Here is a 19,030-nt window from a genome sequence, read left to right on the forward strand (position 1 = left end):
AACCACCGTTATGCACGTATCGGCATGACTCGCGGGAATCATCCTGACCCGCGTGCCCCATCCCTCTCACTGCCGCCGCCTTTCTCGTGCTTGTCTTTTTCGCGTACTCGTCGCCGCGGTGGATCACGCGGACGGCATCGAATGCAGCCGCCAGGTGGGGAGCAACTCGTCGATGAGCGACTCGGTCTCCGGGGCCATCCCCCCGCCGTAGGGATGGGAGGACGACCGGCGGTGCAGCCCGTCGACCACGGCACGCAGCTTGAGCGGGTCGCCGGTGGCGTGCGCGGCCCGCAACAGGTCGCGCCAGAGCCCCTCGTCGTCGGCCGCCAGCAGCAGCCCCGCCCGTACCGCCGCCACGGCCGCCTCGGCGTCGCCGTGGGCGAGTCGTACCTCGCAGAGCCTGTGGGCGGCGTCCGCCACGCTCGCCGCCACCTCGTACTCGAGCTCGTCGGCCGCCAGCCAGGCGTAACGGCCGCGTGGCCTGCCGTTGAGCAGCGGGCCCCGCACCAGCCCGAGCGCCTTCTCCAGAAGCACGGCCCGTGCGCTCGGGTCGTTGTGCGAGCGGCGGACGAGCTCGCGGAACAGCTGCCAGTCGGACCGCACCTCAGGACCGAGCCGCAGCCGGCCGGTGTCGTCGGTACGGAGATTGGGCCTGCCCTCGCTGTCGGTGCCCAGCCACTCGGCCACCCGGGCGATCGTGGCGTCCCGCACGACGGCCTGCACGCCGCGCGGCCACAGGATGCCGCCCAGCACGACCGGATGCACGCCGGCCGGATGGGTGGCCAGGTAGACGACCAGCTCGCACGCCAGCTCGGCCCTGCCCTCCTCCAGCGGGGGCACCGGCCCGATCTCGATCGGGCCGAGGACCCGCACGTTGATCGAGGGCGAGGTGGTGAACTCGCGGGGCTCCTCGTCCTCGCGCACGGGCTCGCCCTCGCGGCGCTCCGCCGTGCGGAACAGCTCGACGACGGCGTCGTAGTGGCGCCTGGGCAGCAGCTGCGCCGCCACCGTGACGCCGAGCGCCTCCACCCGCGCCTTGCCCTCCTCGGTGATCTCCCAGGTCCAGGTGGGGTGCGGGACTTCACCGGCGATGACGTACCCGGCGGACATGCGGGTGCCCGCGCGCCCGAGCTTCGCCAGGCGGGCGGCCTCCTCGGTGTCGGGCCCGATGGCCGACAGCAGGAAGTGCGGGGGCCAGGCGGGGTCGGCGGCGTGGCCGTGGACGCGGCCGGTCAGCACCTGCGTGCCCGCCGCGGACATCTCCTCGGCCCTCGCCTCCAGCTCGGGCAGCGCCTCGGCCAGGCTGCCCACCACCCGGACGCGGTGCGGGGCGATCGTCGCCAGCTCGCTCCCGAAGCCCACCAGCGTGATCCGCATCTGGTCGGACCAGCGGTTGGTCGCCAGCTCCACCGCCAGCGCGGCGAGGGCGTCGCGGACCCGGTGCCCGGCGATGGCGATCACTCCGTGCGCCGCTTCGAGGTCGATCAGCACCCGGCCCGACTCGGTGACCCCGAGCGAGACGAGCCCGGGGTACGGGGCGGGCGCGTCGGCCAGGGCGTGCTCGTCGATGCCCCGGCCCTCGTGAGCGAGCAGCCGCCAGGTGCGGCCGCCGTCATGCGACTCCCAGGGCTCGGGGGCGTCCTGCTCCGGCGGGTGGATCCACAGGTCGAGCCCCCGGACGGACAGGTGCACGGCGTAGATCGTCGGGGGTACGCGGCCCTGCTCGGCCAGGAGCTTGCCGAGCAGGCGCAACCCGTTGTCCAGCATGCGGCTGCCGGGGGCGTCCGAGCCGAGGCGCAGCGCGACCTCCGCGCCCGCTGCGTCGCCCCTCGGCCGGGGGATGCGGTGGCCGAACGCGCGGTGCCAGAGCTGCTCGCGCCGGCGCCGGCCGAGCGCCGCCAGGAGACCGGCCGCCGCCAGGGAACCGCCCGCCAGGTAGTCGACGAGATCGAGCCCGCCGCCCTGATCCTGCTTTTCCTGCCTTTCGGGTAATTCGATCTTTTCGGGCTTGTGCTGTTTCTCCGCGGGTTTCACGGAAGGGGAAACGGTCGCCTGCGGCAGTTTGGGAATGGCCGAAACAGGGACCTTCGGCACGGCGGGAAGGTGGTAAGTGCGCTGGGGCATCGCCGGCGGCGGTAGGACGACCTTCGTATCACCCTTTTTCGCGGTTTCGTCCTGCGCGCTCCGGCTCGCCTGGTCCTTCGACCCTTGATCCTTCGCGCTTTGGTCCTTCGTGGTCTGGTGTTTCGTGGTCTGGTGTTTCGTGGCCTCCGGTGCGACGAACTGCGTGCGGCCGTCCATCTCGACGGGTTTCCCCGGGTGACGCTTGAGTGTCGTCTCCCGCTGCTCGTCGACGGGCACGACATGGACATTCCTCGCGTCGTCCGGCATGTCGAGCACCCAGCCCGGCTTGATGAGATCGGCCATCTGCAGGCGGGTGCCGTCCGGCTGCGCCTTGTGCTGGTTGAGGCGGTAGATCTCCGGATAGCGCCGCCCGTCGCCGAGGCACTTGTCGGCGATCTCCCAGAGGCTCTCGTGGTGGCGCCCGTGCGGCGGCTGGACCACGTACACCTTCTTGACCTGGCGTACCACGTCGAGCGAGCCGAGCGAGCCCTGCTCCTCCGGGATGGGAGTGGTGAGGGCCGCCGCGACCACCGAGGGCCGGGCCGGCGGCGGCCCGGAGGCGATGCCCGCGATCGGTATCGCCACGGCCGACACGGTGAACAGCATCAGCGCCGTGGAGACGAGACGGTTGGCCAGCGCCTGCGGTCCGCCCGACAGCGGCACGCGTACGGGCATGCCGATGCGGCGGATGCCGGAGTACACCTCGACGATCACGCACAGGACCAGCTGGGACCACGTGAGCCAGACCAGGAGCACGAGGATCGCGACGGCCGTGCTGGTGCTGACCTGCCTGGTGAGGAGGTCTCCGTTGAGCAGCTCGTCGGGCAGCGGCGGGCCCGCGAGACGGAGGAGGGCATAGGGGACACCGCCCATGAGCGCGGCCAGGGCGATGAGGGCCCCGATGCCGGCGATCACGTCGCCGACCGTCCGTCGCGGCCGGATGCGCCGAGGCTGCGCCGCCGGGGTGATCCCGGACGACGTGCGCGATGGGGGTCTGCGTTGCGCGGTCATCCCTCTCCTTCCTTCGTCTCCGCCCCGGTCACGGCTGCTGGCCGCCGGGATCGGGGCCCGCGGTGGCGACACCTGACATGGCGGAGCCGGAGAACCCGAGCGCGGCGAGGAACACCGCGTTCCACCGGGCGCTCACCGCGACCGTCACCTCAGCCTGGCCCGCGCCGGTCTGGCACCGGGTCAGCCGGACCTCCGCGTCGTCGTGCGCGTCGACGATCTCCTGGGCCCGGCCGCAGACCGCGCGGTCGTCGCCGAGCAGGCGCACCTGGCCGGTGACCCGGAGGTTCTCGACGTCGATCTGGTCGGCCGCCGCCCGCGCCGCCTGCTCAGCGATGTCGGACGCGCGCAGCCGCGCGTTGATGGCCGCGCCGCCGTCGACCAGGAGCCCGGCGAGCATGAACACCACCACGGAGAAGATCACGACAAATACTGACATCGAGCCTTGATCTTGCCGGAGCCGTCTCACTCGACCCTCCTGAACTGCTCCAGCGGCACCACCGAGTCGCCCTTCATCTGCTTGAGCGTGCCGAACCCGAGGAAGTCGAGCTTCAGGTCGCAGGTCACGGTCGCCCGTACGCTGCCGCCCTCCTTCCAGTCGCTGCCGGAGAGGCTCACCTTCGGGCCGCACTGGTCGTCGAGCGCGGACCCGGCGGCGTCGCGGGCGGCGGTCTCGGCAGCCGCGAAGGTGCGCTGCACAGAGGCGGCGCGCGCGGCGTCCCTCGCGGCCCCGTTGACCTCGCCCTGCGCCTCGACGACCCGGCCCGCCCCGACGAGGAACATCAGGAAGAGCAGGAAGACGGGCGCCAGCATCACGGTCTCGACCGCCATCGACCCCCGGTCGGGAGAACGCGCGAAGACCTCGCGGCCAGGCACTCTCAGCCGCACGCGCCGCTCCCGTCGTCGGGGCGGAAGCACTCCACCGGGCCGCCGAACCGGGAGGTGATGGTGAACGCCGTGCGGGGCAGCAGCGGGATCACCGAGACGCTTCCGCCGGTCACCTCGACGCCGCGCTCGCCACCCTGCTCCCACGCGCGGGCCTTGGCACCCGCGAGCAGCCGTGGCCCGATGGCGCGTACGACCTGCAGGGCCCTGGCCTCGGCCTGGCCCTGCCAGCCGCTGCCGGAGGCTCCGGCGGCACGCGCGAGCCTGGCCCCCTCGCGGGCCGCCGCGTCCGCCACCTGGCGGCCGTGGAACCACAGGACCGACTGCACGACCAGCAGGATCACGATCAGCAGGACCGGCATGAGCAGCGCCAGCTCCACCACCGTGGCCCCCCGGTCGCGCCGGCCCACGCACGCGGCGGCCTTCGGGGACGAGGCCCGCCTGGTCACGGCTTTCCGCCGGTACCGCCGCCCCCGCCGAAGTTGCTCTGGATCTCGGCCTGCTTCTGGGTGACCAAGGTCTTGATCAGCGTGGCCAGGCCGAGGGCCACGCCGGCGATGATCGCGGTGATGATCACCCATTCGACGGCGGAGGCTCCGCGCGAGGGGGCGGTCCTGGCACGGTCGACGCGTACGTGGAGCACGGCGACCAGGTAAGTGAGCCACGGTGGTGTGAACATCTACGACCCCAACATCTTCATCGCTGCCGGAAAACTGAGGAAGATCACGAATCCCGCGCAGAGCAGGAGCTGGGCGACCAGCATGGACTGTGAGCGCTCGCCGGCCTGGCCCTCGACCTCGGCGAGCTCGCGCCGCCGCATCGTCGCCGCGCGGGCGGTGAGCGAGGCGCGTACCTTGGCGCCGTCGTCGGCCACCAATCCCAGCGCCGCCGACAGGTCGCGCAGCTCGTCGACGTTGATCTCGTCGCCGAGCTGGCCGAGCGCCTGCCAGGGGGTTATGCCGACGATCCTGGCGTTGGCCAGGGCCTCGCGGATGCGGGCCATCGCCCAGTTGGACGAGCCGCCGCCCTCGCCGACCGACACCGCCATCAGCAGCGCCTCCGGCACGCCCCTGCCGCCCGCGAGGTTCATCGCGACCAGGTCGAGGAACGCGCCCACGGCATGCCGGAAGTCGCGCCTGCGCACGGCGGCGTCCCTTCGGATCTGCAGGTCGGGAAGGAAGAAGAAGACCAGGGCGACGAGCAGCGCCCCCCACAGCGGCACCTGGAGCGAGACTCCCCACCCCATCAGCAGCAGCCAGCCGGCCAGGACGGGGAACGCCAGCAGCCCGGACACCGCGAGCAGCATCTTGGTGGCGAGATAGCCCTCGAAGGACCGGCCGAGCAGGGCGAGATCGGCGCGGGTCGAGCGGACCTCCCAGCCCCGAGCGGTGTAGAACTGCGCGAGCCGTACACCGAGACCGCGCCGGAAGGCGCTGACCTCCTCGTCGGGGTTGATGAGCCGGAGCCGGAGGGCGTCGTCGCCCTGCCGGGCGGAGTCGAGCGCGAGCAGGCGGGCGACCAGCCCTGGCCTTGGAGGGAACAGAGCTCTGATCAGCAGGAACAGGCCCAGCCCGAACACCGCCCCGGCGAGGACGTTCTCAGCCATGGACGCCTCCGGACACCAGCTCGCGCTCCACGGGGGCGCTCGACGCCGGCCCGAGAAGCCGGGCGGGCTTGTCGAAACGGGCCAGCCGCCGCATCCAGGCGAACCCGGCGCCGAACAGCCCGGCCACCACGACGAGCACGGCCTGCCCCAGCAGGGAGTCGTACTCCTCGACGTAGGAGGGGTTGAAGACGACCAGGGCGGCCGCGAAGGCCACGGCCGTGCCGACCACGATCTGGACGCTGCGGCGCGTCGCACGGCGCTCGGCCTCGACGCGGCGGCGCATGTCGAGCTCCTCGCGCGCGGAGACGGCGAGCGCGCCGAGCACCTCGCGAAGGCCGGGGCCGCGCAGCTTGGCGTTGAGGATGAGCGCGGCGATCACCAGGTCAGCGGAGGGGTCGTCCAGCTCGTCGGCGAACATCCGCAGCGCGTCGGCCAGGGGCATCCGGGTGTGCAGGCGGTCGACCATGGAGCGCAGGTGCGGCCTGAGCATGGGCGCCGCCGCCCTGATCGAGGACGGGATCGCCTGTTCGAGGCCCGCGGCGCCGGCGATGGTGTCCCTGAGGGACTCGGTCCAGGCCGCGAGCCCTTCGAGCCTTGTCATGGCCCCCCGCTCCTCGGCCGCGCCGCCGGTGAGGCCGCGCCAGGCCAGGACGAGCAGCACCGCTCCCGCCGCCATGACCGGCCAGCTCGTGATCACCAGCACCACGCCGCCGGTGATGGTCGCGACCGCGGAGCGCGTGGAGAGCCTGCGCAGCACCTCACGGCGCCGGGCGCCGCGATCGGGAGAGGGCGGCCCCGGGCGCACCCCGTACAGGGCGAGGCCGAACAGGAACAGCCCGCCACCGATCAGCGCGCCCGCGAGGATCGCGAGCGGATCGAAGAGCCCGGCGGGGAGCGGGATCATGACCACGCTCCCATCGTCGGGTCGTAGCCGTGCTGGGCCAGGTCGTCGACGCAGGCGATCGGCGCGTGCGGCACGGCGTGGCCGTCGGGGCCCTGGGCGAAGATCTCCGAGGACAGCACCCGCCCGTCGACCCCGGCCACCTCGCGGACGCTGGCGATGTAGCGGCGCAGCCGGCCGCCCTCGTGGTAGTCGTTGCGCTTCTCGATGAAGACCACGAAGTCGATCGCCCCGGCGATGAGCATGTGGGTCGCCTCGATCGGCAGGCGCTCCTCGGCCTGCAGGGCGTAGGTGGCGATGCGGTTGAAGACCTCCATCGAGGAGTTCGCGTGGATCGTCGACAGCGATCCGTCGTTGCCCTGGGTCATGGCGTTCAGCATCGTCACGATCTCGTCGCCCAGCACCTCGCCGACGATCACCCGGCTGGGGTTCATGCGGAGCGAGCGCCGCACCAGCTCGGCCATGGTGATCTCGCCCTGGCCCTCGGAGTTGGGCAGGCGGTGCTCGAACGCCACGACGTTCGGGTGCAGCTCGGGGAACTGGTCGAGCCCCAGCTCCAGCGCGCGCTCGACCGTGATCAGCCGCTCGTGGGGCGGGATCTCGTTGGCCAGGGCGCGCAGCAGCGTGGTCTTGCCGGCGTTCGTGGAGCCCGCGATCATGATGTTCTTCCTGGCCCCGACGGCGGCCGACAGGAAACGCCCGAGCTCGGGGGTGAGGGTGCCGTTGCCCACCAGGTCGCTGAGGAAGACCTTGCCGAGGCGGGCCCGGCGGATCGACACGGCGGGGCGCACCGTGACGTCCATGACCGCCGAGAGCCGTGAGCCGTCGGGGAGCCGCAGGTCGAGCTGGGGGTTCGCGGTGTCGAAGGCGCGGCTCGACAGGCCGCTGTAGGCCGCGAGGATCTGGATGAGCTCGACCAGCTCCTCGTCGGACTCGGCCACGGGATCGTGGACGAGCTCCTGGCCGTCGGCGTATCCGACGAACACGCGGTCGCAGCCGTTGACGTCGATGTTCTCGACCTCTGGGTCGTCGAGCAGCGGCTGCAGCCGGCCGACGCCGAACAGCGCCGCGTGGATGCCCGCCGCCAGCGCCTCCTCCTCCTCGGCCGTCGGAGGGGTGCGCCCCGAACCGATCTCGCTCCGCGCGTGCTCCTCGAGCACCTGGGAGATCAGCGCCCGGGCGAACTGGCGCTCGTCCTCCCCCGACATCGGCACGAGGCCGCTCGCCTGGTCGAGCCTGCGCTGGTGCGCGAGCCGATCACCGACCTCCTGCCGGAACCGCTTCACCAGCGTGTGGTCGATGCTCATGTCGCTCGCTCCCCCGTTCGTGGGCGTGGCGGTTCCGTGGCGGGCGGGGATGTGCGGCCCGGCGCCACGCGGGCGGCGAGACGGCCGGCGAGCTCCCGGGCCGTACGGATCAGCAGGGAGCGGTCCAGCCGGCCGCCCCACTGGCCCCTGAGCAGCTCAGCGCCCTTCGGGTCGTACGCCAGGCCGGCCACGAAGACCACCTCCCTGGCGGTGGCGGCGACGATGCGGCGCACCTCGTCGATCGAGCCTCGGTAGGACCGGGGGTCGGCGATCACCACCACGCCGACCTGCCCGGAGATCAGCATGAGGCGCTCGCGCAGGTGTGCCACGTGGTCGAGGCTCGGCCGGGTGAACAGCAGCGTTAGCTCGGCCTCGGCGACCAGGTCGGCCATCTGGGGGTGGGCGCCGAGCCGGCCGCAGTCGGCGAGCACGTCGGCCCCCGGCAGCGCGGCGAGCGCCCGGCCCAGAGGACCCCACAGCCAGGTCAGCCCGGCGGCCTGCTCGCCGTTGGTCAGGCCGGTCAGCACGTCGAGGCCGCCGACGAGCTTCTGGGTGTGCTCGTGGACCTGCTCGGGCCGCAGGCCCCGGCGCGCGGTGGCGCCCAGGCTCAGCAGTCCACGGCCCGGGTTGAGTACGCTTCCGTCGACGCTGGGCAGGCGGTAGACCAGGTCGCCTCCCGACGGGTCGCATTCGGCGAGGAGCACCGGCCGTGGCCACACCGCGCCGAGCGCCGTCGCGGCGGTGGTCACGCCGGGCGCCCCCTTGTCGGCGGCGAGGGCGATGAGCGCCACGTCAGCCGGCTCCGGAGAGCTTGCCGAGGGCGATCTCACCGCTTGAGGAGTACATGGCGATCGCCGGGGAGACCGTCGCGTCGACGATGATCGACACCAGGCCCGAACTGCTCCCCTCGCTGGTGCCCACGCTCTCGACCAGCGCGCTCGGAGCGAGCACCTTGCCCTGTGCCGTGCCACGGCCCGAGCCGGGCACGTACAGCACCTGGACGTGGTCGCCCCTCTGGAGGCTCAGCGGCATCTGGCCGGCCTTGAGTGCGAGGCCGAGGGTGATCTTGCCGGGGCCGACCTGCTCGCTCGCGTTGCTGACCATCTGCTCGGTGAGCAGGGTGCCGGGGATCAGGGTCACCCGTGCGAAGGTCGCGGCGGCCTCCTGCCGGTGGCTCCAGGAGACGTACGGGATGCCGGTGTCGGCGATCTGGACCTCTTCCATCGCCTCGGGGAGGATCGGCTGGCCGGCGCCGATCTGCTGGGTGATCTGGATGGCCGACACGCGGTCGCCACTGCGGAGGACCAGCAAGGTGGTGGCGAGCGCCCCGCCGAGGACGAGCAGCAGGGCGAGGGCGGCGAGGGCCGGCTTGCGCTCGCGAGGCGGCACGGGGAGCTTGCGGGAGGCCGGTCCGGACAGCGCGCCCGGCGACCCCGGGCGCTCCGAGTTCACGGGCGCGCGGCTGTCACGATCGGGTTTCTCGCTGATCCTCATGGGTGGGGGGCTCCCGAATCAGGAACCAGGCCGACACCCTCACCATGCGCTGAAATCGGCCGCCAACGGGGCTGACCGAGATGAACCGCATGACCACGGTGCGGGACGGCATGGTCACGGATATGTAGGACGGGGGGTCGTTGGGTTATCTTCCGGAATTCTCATGCCATTGCGTGCAGCTTGCACCAAGCTCAGGGATAGAAACCGGACCCATGCTTATCCACTATGGATTAACTGTCAACGGGAGCGTCAAGAGTCGCAGCTGCCCCGTGACACCGGTCGCCATGATATTTCCGCTGTTATTCCCCTTTGTATCGAACGTATCGTCAGCAACAGTTACCACTCTGGTTTCCCTGCGAAGCGGCATCCTAACCGCCCGTCTCCCGGCCATAGCTCTCAGGGCCGCGCCGCGTCTCCTCGTCGACCCAGTGCAGGTAAGCGCCCAGGCCGCCCTCGACCGGCAGGCTGATGATCTCCGGCATCTCGTACGGATGCTCGCGTCGGATGTGCTCGGTCAGCTCGACGGAGCGCTCGCGGGTGGTCTTGATGAGCAACAGGTACTCCTCGGCCGTCTCCACCGCGCCCTTCCACCGATAGGTGCTCGTTACGGGGCCGACGATCTGTACGCAGGCGGCGAGCCTGGCGGAGACGGCCGACCGGGCGAGCTCGGCGGCCTTGGCCCGGTCCTCGACCGCGACCTGGACCTGCACGTAGTCCGGCATGACAGCCCCTTCCCCCTCACTGGACCGGCCTTGAACCGGCACCGAACCGGCACCGAACCGGCACCGAACCGGCACCGAACCGGTCTTCACGGCCGGTTGTACACAGCTTTATCCACAGCGGCAGCGCGTTATCGTCAGGCACAGTTCCGCCCGAATCATGCCCATAAATCCGGTTTAAGATCGTAAATCAGCCCACAACGCCTCCGAGTTATCCACAGGAGTGGAGGTTATCCACAGCAGTCGCCCACAGACGCCTGTGGGAAACCCGTGGGACAACACGACACCACGCGATAACCACCCACGTTATCCCTCTTTCCGTATCGGTCTTTGGGTCGGAGACCATGCGAAACGAGCACGGATGTGCTGAAACCTGGATAGGCGGGAAGGATAGCTACGTCCCCCCTCGGCAGATACATAGTCCGGCCCCGACAGCTGGGTGCGGAGCTCTTGAGAAGGAGGGGGTTATGAACAGAATTCTGGCGTCGAGCGTCGGGCTGGCCACAACCGTCCTGCTGGTAAGCGCATGTGGCGGAGCCGGCAGGCCCGCGACCAGCTACAGCAGGGCGGCGAACGCCACCGAGTCACCGACCAGCACAGACATGTCCCCATACCCCGAGTCCTCGCCGACGACCACGTCGAGCCCCGGCACGAGCCCCACATACACCTCGCCGGGAGCGTCGCCGTCGGGGACCGAATCCATGATGAGCCCCATGCCGACGCCCGAGCACGCGAAGGTCAAGGTCGCGGACTCGAAGTACGGCAAGATCCTGGTCGGCGACAACGACAAGGCTCTCTACGTCTTCGAGAAGGACAAGGACAACACGTCCAACTGCTACGACAACTGCGCGATCACCTGGCCGCCGCTCCTCACCCGCGGCAAGCCCCAGGCCGGCACCGGGGTGAAGGAGAACCTTCTCGGCACCACGACCCGCAAGCAGGGAGACAAGCAGGTCACCTACGACAAGCACCCGCTGTACTACTACAGCGGCGACATGAAGCCCGGCGATTACAACGGCCAGGGCAGGAACCAGTTCGGCGGCAAGTGGTATCTCATCAACCCTGACGGCAAGAAAGTGGAGAAGTAGGGAGACGGGCACCCCCGGGTCTGGTTGACGTAAACCTCCGGACCGGATGAACTCCCGTCGCTACGTTATGCGCGGGAGCCGGACCCGGAGGAGACGCCGCATGCGGATCATGCTTACCGTGGTCTCAGAGCACGGCCATCGTGACGTCGTCATCGATGGTGACGAGGAGACCACGGTCGCGGGCCTCGCCGTGGCGTTGCAGGGCGCGCCGGGAGAGACCCGCGGCAACGTCGTACGGCTGGCGCGGGCACGCGCGCCGTACGGCCTCGGCGGACAGGCACGCCCGCGCGGGCGGGAGGTGCCCTCGCTGTGGGTCGACGGCAGGCGGCTCGACCCGGACGCCCCCATGGTCGCGGCGCTCCGCGACGGCGACCTGGTGACGCTCGACCAGCGGACCGCCGGGTCCACGGTCCTCGCGGAGCCCGGCGGCGTGATCGAGATCAGGGTGGTCGGTGGGCCCGCGGCGGGCTCGGTCCACCGGCTCGGCCTCGGGGTCCACGTCATCGGGTCCGATCCGGCGTGCGCGGTGTCGGTCGGCGACCACCATCTGCCGCCCGAGGCGGCCGAGGTACGCGTCACGCCGGACGAGGTCCTCGTGAGGTCCGTCTTATCCCCGGGCAGGGCCCCGGCGAAGATGTCCCGGCGTGCCCGGCGCAAGGCGAGGAAGCGAGCGCGCGGAGGGCCCTCGGAAGTCAGCGCGGAGAGGGTCGAGGTGATCGGCGCCCTCACGCGCGGGGCCACCCACACCGTCCCCCAGCTCGCGGGCGAGCCGGTGAGCGCCCCCCGCCCCTGGCTCGACGGCACCCCGCTCACCTGCGGGAACTCCGTCCTCGTCCTGCGGGCGACCGAGCCGCCCGACGCGCATCTGGACGTCCTGCCCGAAGGCGGCCTCGCCTACAACCGGCCGCCCCGGCTGCGCCCGGCCGAGCGCCGAAGGCGGTTCGAGGTGCCCGCCGAGCCCAGCCGGGGCGAGGGCATGCGGTTGCAGCTGCTGGCCGCCTGCCTGCCCGCCGTCCTCGGCTTCACCATGGCCGCGGTGTTCCACATCTGGTACTACCTGCTGATCGGGCTCATGACCCCCCTGATCATGATCGGCCAGTGGATCGGCGACCGGCGGCACGGCCGCAGGAAGTACCGCCAGGAGATGAAGGCCTACAGGGAGCGCCTGGCCGCGTTCGAGGTGGCGGTCGAGAAGGCCAGGGCGGTGAACGAGCTCGAACGCCGCGCCGCCTCCCCCGACGCCGCCGAGCTCCTGCTCACCGCGACCGGTCCCCGGCGGCGGCTGTGGGAGCGCAGGAGCCACGATCCCGACGCGCTGCGGTTGCGCATCGGCCTGGCCGACCTGCCCGCGGAGATCGAGTTCGTTCCCGAGCGCGGCGCGTCTCCCGACATGCCCATGCCCGAGCATCCGGTGTCCGGGGCCGTGCCGGTCTCGCTGGCGATGCGCCGGCTCGGCGTGGCGGGGATGACCGGGCCGCGCGAGGTGACGCTGGGCATCACCCGGTCGCTGGTCGGCGCCGCCGTCACCCTGCACAGCCCTCGCGACCTCGCCGTGGTGGTGCTCTCCGCCGGTGCCGACGGGGCGGCGCAGTGGAACTGGGCGCGCTGGCTGCCCCACTGCGCGCCACGTGACGCCGACTGCGTCGCGCTGGTCGGCGCCGACCCCGAAGCGGCGGCCCAGCGGGTATCGGAGCTGGCGGCGCTGATCGCCGAGCGTCTCGGCCCCGACGACCACGGCCTGGCCCCCCTCGCGCCGGCCAAGGGATGGGGGCGCTCGTTCCTGCCCGACGAGGAGCCCCTGTTCGCCTCCTACGACGACCGCCCGTACGACGTGCTGGTCATCCTCGACGGCGCCCAGGTGCTGCGCGCGCTTCCCGGCATGCCGCAGGTGCTCCGGCAGGGGCCGCGCGCCGGCGTCTACACGATCGCCATCGACGAGGACCAGCGGCTGCTCCCGGAGGAGTGCGCGACGGTCGTCGACTGCGCGCCCGAGGGGTTCGTACGGCTGCGCGGCGGGGGGCTGGACTCGATCGGCGAGATCCTCGCCGACCAGGTCTCGCCCGCGTGGTGCGAACGCCTGGCCCGCTCGCTCTCCCCGCTGCGCGACGTGAGCAGGGACGACGCCGCGGTCGCGCTCCCCTCGTCCGTGCGCCTGCTCGACCTGCTGGAGCTGACCCCCACCGGCCGCGCCGTGGCGACGCGGTGGCGCTCGGGGGGCCGCACGACCGAGGTGCCGATCGGTGTCGGGGCGGAGGGCCCGTTCAGCGTCGACCTGCGCACGGACGGCCCGCACGCGCTCGTCGCGGGAACGACGGGAGCGGGCAAGTCGGAGCTGCTCCAGACGCTGATCTGCTCGCTCGCCGTCGCCAACCGCCCCGACGAGATGACGTTCGTGCTGATCGACTACAAGGGCGGCGCCGCGTTCAAGGAGTGCGTGCGCCTGCCGCACACCGTCGGCATGGTCAGCGACCTCGACGAGCACCTCACCCAGCGGGCGCTGGCGTCGCTCGCCGCCGAGATCCGCCGCAGGGAGCGGCTGCTGCTCGCGGCCGGGGCCAAGGACATCGACGACTACCACGAGCTCAGGGACCACTCGCGCGAAGCGGGGGGCGCGGGCTCTCCGGTCCTGGAATCCACGTCCGCCACCCGGGGTGCCGGGAGCGCCGCGCCCCTGCCCCGGCTTCTGCTGATCATCGACGAGTTCGCCGCCATGGTGGCCGAGCTGCCGGACTTCATGGACGGGCTGGTCGACATCGCCCGGCGCGGCCGTTCCCTCGGCATCCACCTCGTCCTCGCCACCCAGCGGCCCGGTGGCGTGGTGACCGCCGACATCCAGGCGAACACCTCGCTGCGCATCGCGCTGCGGGTCACGGAGGCCACGGAGTCGGCCGACGTCATCTCCGGGCCCGAGGCCGCGCACATCTCCAAGTCCACTCCCGGACGGTGTTACGTGCGATCCGGCATCGGGGCCGCGCAGGCCGTCCAGACGGCGCGGGTCGGCGGGAGGGTGCCGGAGGCCGCGCGCCGGAGCGCCGGGCCGAGGGTCGTGGAGGTCGGCTGGCGCGATCTCGGGCACCCGCTGCGCACGGGCCCGCAGGGGGGCGCGGGCGGGGGCAACGGAGGGCCGACCAGTGACCTGGCCGTCCTCGTGGACGCCGTGGTGGACGCCGCCCGGATCATGGGCATCAAGGAGCAGCCGAGCCCGTGGCTCCCCCCGCTCCCCGATACGGTCCTGCTGGAGGAGTCCGCGCACGGCGGACGTGAGGTGCCACCGCCGCGGTTCGGCCTGACCGGCCTGCCGCCGGCCCTGGACCCATACGACGGCACCGAGGTGCCGCCGCTGAGGTTCGGTCTCACCGACCTCCCCTGGGCCCAGGATCGCCGGCCGCTCGTACTCGACCCGGCCCACGGCGGTCACCTGCTGATCGCCGGCACGGCCCGCACCGGCAGGTCCACAGCCCTGCGGACCCTGGCCGGCTCCATCGCCATGCACGCCTCGCCCGAGGACGTGCACCTGCACGCGATCGACTGCGGCTCGGGCGCCCTGCTGCCGCTGGTGGCGCTCCCGCACTGCGGCGCCGTCGTCACGCGCGACCAGCTCGACCGCGTCGAGCGCCTGCTCACCCGGCTCCGCATCGAGGTCGGCCGCAGACAGCAGCTCCTCGCCGAGGCCGGCTACGCCTCCCTGGCCGAGGCCAGAGCGGCGAGCGTGAACGGCGCCTCACCGTCCCCGGCCGAAGCGAGAATCGCCGGCCGGAGCGGTGAACCACCGTCCGGGATCGCAAGCCGGAGCGGTGAGCCGGCGTCCCTTCCCGAAGCCGGGACCGCTGGTGGGAGCGGTGAGTCAGCGGACGCGACGCTGCGGATGCCCTGGCTCGTGCTGATGCTGGACCGTTGGGAGGGCTTCGCGGCGGCGTTCGAGGGCTACGACTACGGGCGGCTGCTCGACTCGCTCATGCAACTGCTCCGCGAGGGGCCCGCGGTCGGGCTGCGGGCCGTGGTGACCTCCGACAGGTCAGGCCTGCTCGGCCAGATCTCCACGCTGTTCGAGGACCGGCTGATCATGCGGCTGGCCGATCCCGCCGACTACGGCCTCGCCGGGCTCCCGCCGCGCAGCCTCCCGTCGGCCATGCCGCCGGGGCGCGCGATCTCCATCGGAGAGCAGGGCGTCATCGAGAGCCAGATCGCCCTGCTGTGCGACGATCCCTCGGGGCCCGCGCAGGTCGCGGCGCTGCAGGCGCTCGCCCGTACGGCCTCGTCTCGGTTCCCTGGCCCAGGCTCGCTGCTGAAGGTGGACGCGCTGCCGATGCGGATCACCTCCTCCCAGGCCCTGGAGCTGGTTCCCGCCTTCGAGCCGCCCTCCCCCCTGTGGGCGCTGCTCGGCGCGGGCGGCGACTCCCTGGCCCCCCTTGGGGTCGACCTGCTCGCGCAGGGCCCGGCGGCGGTCATCGCGGGACCGTCCAGGTCCGGCCGTTCGTCCGTACTGCTGACCGCCGCCCGCTCGCTGCTCCACCGCGACACCCCGGTCGCCGTGGTGGCTCCCCGCCGCAGCCCCCTGCGGGAGCTGTCCGGGGAGCCGGGCGTGCTGGCCGTCCTCGGAGGGGACGGGGAGGCGGGCGACCTGCCGGCCGCGCTCGCGGGCCACGACCGGTACGTCGTCATCGTGGACGACGCCGAGCTGGTGTCCCCGGACTCGCCCCTCGGCCTGGCGCTCGAGAGCACGCTGCGCAGCGGCAGGGACGGCGAGCACGGGCTGCTCATCGCGGGCACGACCGGTGACCTCGCGACCGCCTACCGGGGGTTCGTCGCCGAGGCCCGCAAGGCGCGCACAGGGCTGCTGCTGTCGGTCCAGAGTCCTGCGGACGGCGACCTGTTCAACGTACGGCTGCCACGCGGCGCGGTCGGCGGCCCCCCCGGCCGAGGCCTGCTAGTGATCTCCGGCACCGCCACCCCCATCCAAACAGCCCTCACCATCTGACCCCACGCAGACGGCGGCGGGACGGATGGCGGTGGTCACTCCCCGGGGTTCGGCGGATCATCCGTTTCATGGGGGTGCAGGGAGGATCATGGGGGTGAAGGGAGGAGCTCCGCGATCAGGGACTCCGTCTCGGGGACGAGGCGCCCCCAGTACTGGGAGGCGGCGGCGCGCTGCCGCAGCGTCCCCACCCAGAGCTGGAGCGTGCCCATGTCACCGGTGGCGTGCGCGGCCCGCAGCAGGTCGCGCCACAGACCCTCGTCGCCCTCCGAGACCCGCAACCCGGCGAGCGCGGCCCCGATGGCGCCGTCGGGATCCCCGGCCCGCATCCGCACCTCGCACAGCCGGTGCGCGGCGTCGGACACCCGCGCCATGATCTCCGGGCCCAGCGGGTCCCCCGCCAGCCACAGGTAGCGCTCGGCCGGGTGCCCCGCCGCCAGCGGCCCCCGGACCAAGGCCAAGGCGTCGTCGAGCGCCGCGGCCTCGTTCGCCGGATCGCGCCGCGCGAGCCGTACCAGCTCGCGGAACACCTGCCAGTCCACCCGCACCTCGGGGCCGAGCCGCAGGAGGCCCCCGGTGTCGACGTACAGGTTGAAACGTCCCGCGCTGTCCATGCCGAGCCACTCCTGCGCGCGGACGATCGCGGCGTCCCGTACGGCGGTCTCCACGCCGCCCGGCCACAGCGCCCCGTCAAGCGCCCTCGGGTGAACGCCGCCCGGGTGCGTGGCCAGGTAGGCGGCCAGCTCGGAGCAGATGGGCACCCGCTCCTCCTCCAGGGGCAGTGGCGTGAGGACCCGGACGGTACCCAGCACCGAGACCTCCGCCGACGGGCGGAAGGAGGGGGCGAGCTGCGCCGCCGCCAGGCCGTTCGGCTCAGGTTCCGGCAGGGGCAGCACGCTCCCCTGAACGGCGGTACGGAAGAGCTCGGCGACCTGCGCGTACTGCCGTTCGCTCAGTAGTTGCCCCGCGGCGTCCAGCCCCAGCTCCTTGACGCCGGCCCGGCCCTCCTCGGTGAGCTCCCAGGTCCACGCTGAGCCCGGCGACCCGCCGCCCGCTACAAGGTAGCCCGAGGGCATCCGCGTGCCGTTACGGGCCGCCTCGGCCAGCCTTACGGCCTCCTCAGGGGTCGGGGCCAGGGCCGACAGCAGGTAGGTGGGCCTCGCTGCCTCACCGTGAGCACCCTGAGTACCCGGCGAGCCCCCAGCGGCCACCGACCCGCCCCCGGCACCGGTGAGCGCTGAGTCGGTCCCGGAGGCGGCCTGCGCTCGCCGGACCTGCGCCGTACGCGCCGATAGCTCCGGCAGCACCTCGGCGACGCTCCCTGCGACGGTGACCCGGTCAGGCGCGACCATCGCGAGCTCATGACCGAAGCCGACCAGGATCAACCTCACGTGGTCCGACCACCGGCTGGTCGCCAGCTCGACGGCCGCCGCCGCGAGGGCCGCGGCCACGATCGGACCGGGTCCGCGAAGGTCGATCAGGCCACGGGCCGTCTCCAGGTCGACCAGCACCCGCCCGCTCTCGTTCGTGCCGATGGAGACGAGCCCCGGGTAGGGAGCGAGGGTGCCCGCCACGGCCTGCTCGTTCAGCGCGGCGCCGTCGAGGGCGTCCAGCCGCCAGACCCGGCCACCGTCCACGGCCGCCCAAGGTGCGGGCACGTCCTCGTCGCCCGGATGGATCCACAGGTCGATGTGGGTGGAGGCCAGGAAGGCACCGTAGACCGTCGGCGGCGTACGGCCCATGGCCGCCAGCTCCTTGCTGAGGTGGCGGAGGCCGAGGTCGAGCAGTCTCGCGCCGGTCTGATCGGCGGCGAGCCGGAGTGCGACCTCCGCGAGCGTCGCGTCGCCTGTGGGCACGGGAAGCCCGAATCCGGGCGGCCGGGTCCAGAGGCGCTCCCTGCGCCTGCGTCCGAGCGCCGCTAGCAACCCCGCCGCGCTGAGCGACCCGGCAGCGGTGAAACCGGAAACCGCGGCCCGCAACTCCGCCTCGGTGAACGACCTCGCCTGAGGGAACCCGGGGGTAACAGCCCCAGCGAACCCGGGGGTGGCAGGAGCGACTACACCGGGAATCCCGGGAGCGGCCGAGCCTGGAGTCGCGGCCGTAGCGAAGCCGGGCGTTGCGGGGGCCGCTGTGCCAAGGGGTGCGGGGGCCGCTGTGCTGGGGAGCGGGGCGCCCGCGTGCCGGCCCGTTTCGTGGGATGCGGGGCTCCGCCCAGGCGCGTTCACCGCCGGCTGGGGTCCCCCGCGACGATGGCGCAGCCCTCGCAGGTCACGTGTGGCCTCGGGGTCCTCGGCCTGGGTGTCCACGCGCGCGTCGGCGTGGCGGGGTGAGCCGTCCGGCCGTCCACCCGGATGCCACTCCGGCCCGGCGGGGCCACCGGCCACGAGGGCCGGCGGCGTGGTCCGGGTGGGCGCGATGACCAGCACGGACGCGGTGGTGGCCAGGCGGTGGATCAAGGCTTGGGTGCCGCGCGCGAACGGGATCCGGGGTGGCGCCCCGGTCCCGCGGATCGCGGACAGCTCGGCCACCACGCAGGCGACCAGCTGGAGCCAGACCGGCCAGACCAGCACCGACAGCATGTCGAGAACCGCGCCGGGCCCGAGACGCCGGGTCAGGGTGTCCGGGGAGAGCCCGCCGTCGGGAAGCGGGGAGCCGAAGACGCGGATCAGTGCGTACGGCACCCCGGCCACCAGGGCGAGCAGGGCGACGAGGGCGAGGACGCCGAGCAGGATGCCGGACGCCGTCCGCTCCTGCGGGCGCACGGGTGGTGTTGCCATTTCCTCGATCCCTGACCTGGCCTGTCCGCGGGGATGCCTGACCTGTCCCCGGCCCCTGCGATGGCACCGGTGCCCCTGGCGCCGCCGCCGAATCCGATGATGGTCAGGAGTATGCCTACCATCCGGCCATCACGAAGCCACCGAGG

General features: G+C 72.5%; 15 protein-coding genes. 2 read left to right on the top strand and 13 right to left on the bottom strand.

Annotated features, from left to right (window positions below; all coding sequences use genetic code 11):
* Nucleotides 1–123: 123 nt before the first annotated feature.
* The 12 genes from AB0O34_RS15155 to AB0O34_RS15210 form a co-directional block, all read right to left on the bottom strand.
* Nucleotides 124–3,135: a bacterial transcriptional activator domain-containing protein gene (locus AB0O34_RS15155; protein WP_363915949.1), complete on the bottom strand. Its 3,012-nt coding sequence runs from the start codon at nt 3,133–3,135 to the stop codon at nt 124–126.
* Nucleotides 3,136–3,163: 28 nt separating this feature from the next.
* A complete protein-coding gene (locus AB0O34_RS15160; RefSeq protein WP_363915950.1) occupies nt 3,164–3,571 on the bottom strand; it encodes a pilus assembly protein TadG-related protein in 408 nt (135 codons plus the stop codon).
* 26 nt (nt 3,572–3,597) lie between these two features.
* A complete protein-coding gene (locus AB0O34_RS15165) occupies nt 3,598–4,020 on the bottom strand; it encodes a TadE family protein (protein WP_363915951.1) in 423 nt (140 codons plus the stop codon).
* A complete protein-coding gene (locus AB0O34_RS15170) occupies nt 4,011–4,466 on the bottom strand; it encodes a TadE/TadG family type IV pilus assembly protein (RefSeq protein ID WP_363915952.1) in 456 nt (151 codons plus the stop codon). The genes AB0O34_RS15165 and AB0O34_RS15170 overlap by 10 nt, the downstream gene beginning before the upstream one ends.
* Complete coding sequence (locus tag AB0O34_RS15175) at nt 4,463–4,696, bottom strand: hypothetical protein (protein ID WP_363915954.1); 234 nt, start codon at nt 4,694–4,696, stop codon at nt 4,463–4,465. The genes AB0O34_RS15170 and AB0O34_RS15175 overlap by 4 nt, the downstream gene beginning before the upstream one ends.
* Nucleotides 4,697–5,623, bottom strand: coding sequence for a type II secretion system protein (locus AB0O34_RS15180; RefSeq protein ID WP_363915955.1), 927 nt, complete (start codon nt 5,621–5,623; stop codon nt 4,697–4,699).
* Nucleotides 5,616–6,527, bottom strand: a complete 912-nt coding sequence (locus tag AB0O34_RS15185; protein WP_363915957.1) for a type II secretion system F family protein — start codon at nt 6,525–6,527, stop codon at nt 5,616–5,618. The genes AB0O34_RS15180 and AB0O34_RS15185 overlap by 8 nt, the downstream gene beginning before the upstream one ends.
* Nucleotides 6,524–7,831: an ATPase, T2SS/T4P/T4SS family gene (locus AB0O34_RS15190; RefSeq protein ID WP_363915958.1), complete on the bottom strand. Its 1,308-nt coding sequence runs from the start codon at nt 7,829–7,831 to the stop codon at nt 6,524–6,526. The genes AB0O34_RS15185 and AB0O34_RS15190 overlap by 4 nt, the downstream gene beginning before the upstream one ends.
* A complete protein-coding gene (locus AB0O34_RS15195) occupies nt 7,828–8,622 on the bottom strand; it encodes a hypothetical protein (protein WP_363915959.1) in 795 nt (264 codons plus the stop codon). The genes AB0O34_RS15190 and AB0O34_RS15195 overlap by 4 nt, the downstream gene beginning before the upstream one ends.
* A 1-nt stretch (nt 8,623) precedes the next feature.
* Nucleotides 8,624–9,325 carry a hypothetical protein gene (locus tag AB0O34_RS15200; protein WP_363915961.1) on the bottom strand — a complete coding sequence of 234 codons (702 nt, stop codon included), beginning with the start codon at nt 9,323–9,325 and terminating at the stop codon, nt 8,624–8,626.
* A gap of 368 nt (nt 9,326–9,693) precedes the next feature.
* Nucleotides 9,694–10,047, bottom strand: a complete 354-nt coding sequence (cutA, locus tag AB0O34_RS15205; protein WP_363915962.1) for a divalent-cation tolerance protein CutA — start codon at nt 10,045–10,047, stop codon at nt 9,694–9,696.
* A gap of 553 nt (nt 10,048–10,600) precedes the next feature.
* Complete coding sequence (locus AB0O34_RS15210) at nt 10,601–10,747, bottom strand: hypothetical protein (RefSeq protein WP_363915963.1); 147 nt, start codon at nt 10,745–10,747, stop codon at nt 10,601–10,603.
* A gap of 10 nt (nt 10,748–10,757) precedes the next feature.
* Between AB0O34_RS15210 and AB0O34_RS15215 the strand changes: the two genes are divergently transcribed.
* Together AB0O34_RS15215 and AB0O34_RS15220 are read left to right on the top strand one after the other, a co-directional pair.
* A complete protein-coding gene (locus AB0O34_RS15215) occupies nt 10,758–11,132 on the top strand; it encodes a hypothetical protein (RefSeq protein WP_363915964.1) in 375 nt (124 codons plus the stop codon).
* A 100-nt stretch (nt 11,133–11,232) separates the two neighbouring features.
* A complete protein-coding gene (locus tag AB0O34_RS15220; protein WP_363915965.1) occupies nt 11,233–16,110 on the top strand; it encodes an FtsK/SpoIIIE domain-containing protein in 4,878 nt (1,625 codons plus the stop codon).
* 86 nt (nt 16,111–16,196) lie between these two features.
* Here the strand turns inward: AB0O34_RS15220 and AB0O34_RS15225 are convergent, their stop codons facing one another.
* Nucleotides 16,197–18,884 carry a BTAD domain-containing putative transcriptional regulator gene (locus AB0O34_RS15225; protein ID WP_363915966.1) on the bottom strand — a complete coding sequence of 896 codons (2,688 nt, stop codon included), beginning with the start codon at nt 18,882–18,884 and terminating at the stop codon, nt 16,197–16,199.
* Nucleotides 18,885–19,030: the final 146 nt, after the last annotated feature.

Source organism: Sphaerisporangium sp. NPDC088356 (assembly GCF_040685555.1).
Classification (GTDB): Bacteria; Actinomycetota; Actinomycetes; order Streptosporangiales; family Streptosporangiaceae; genus Sphaerisporangium.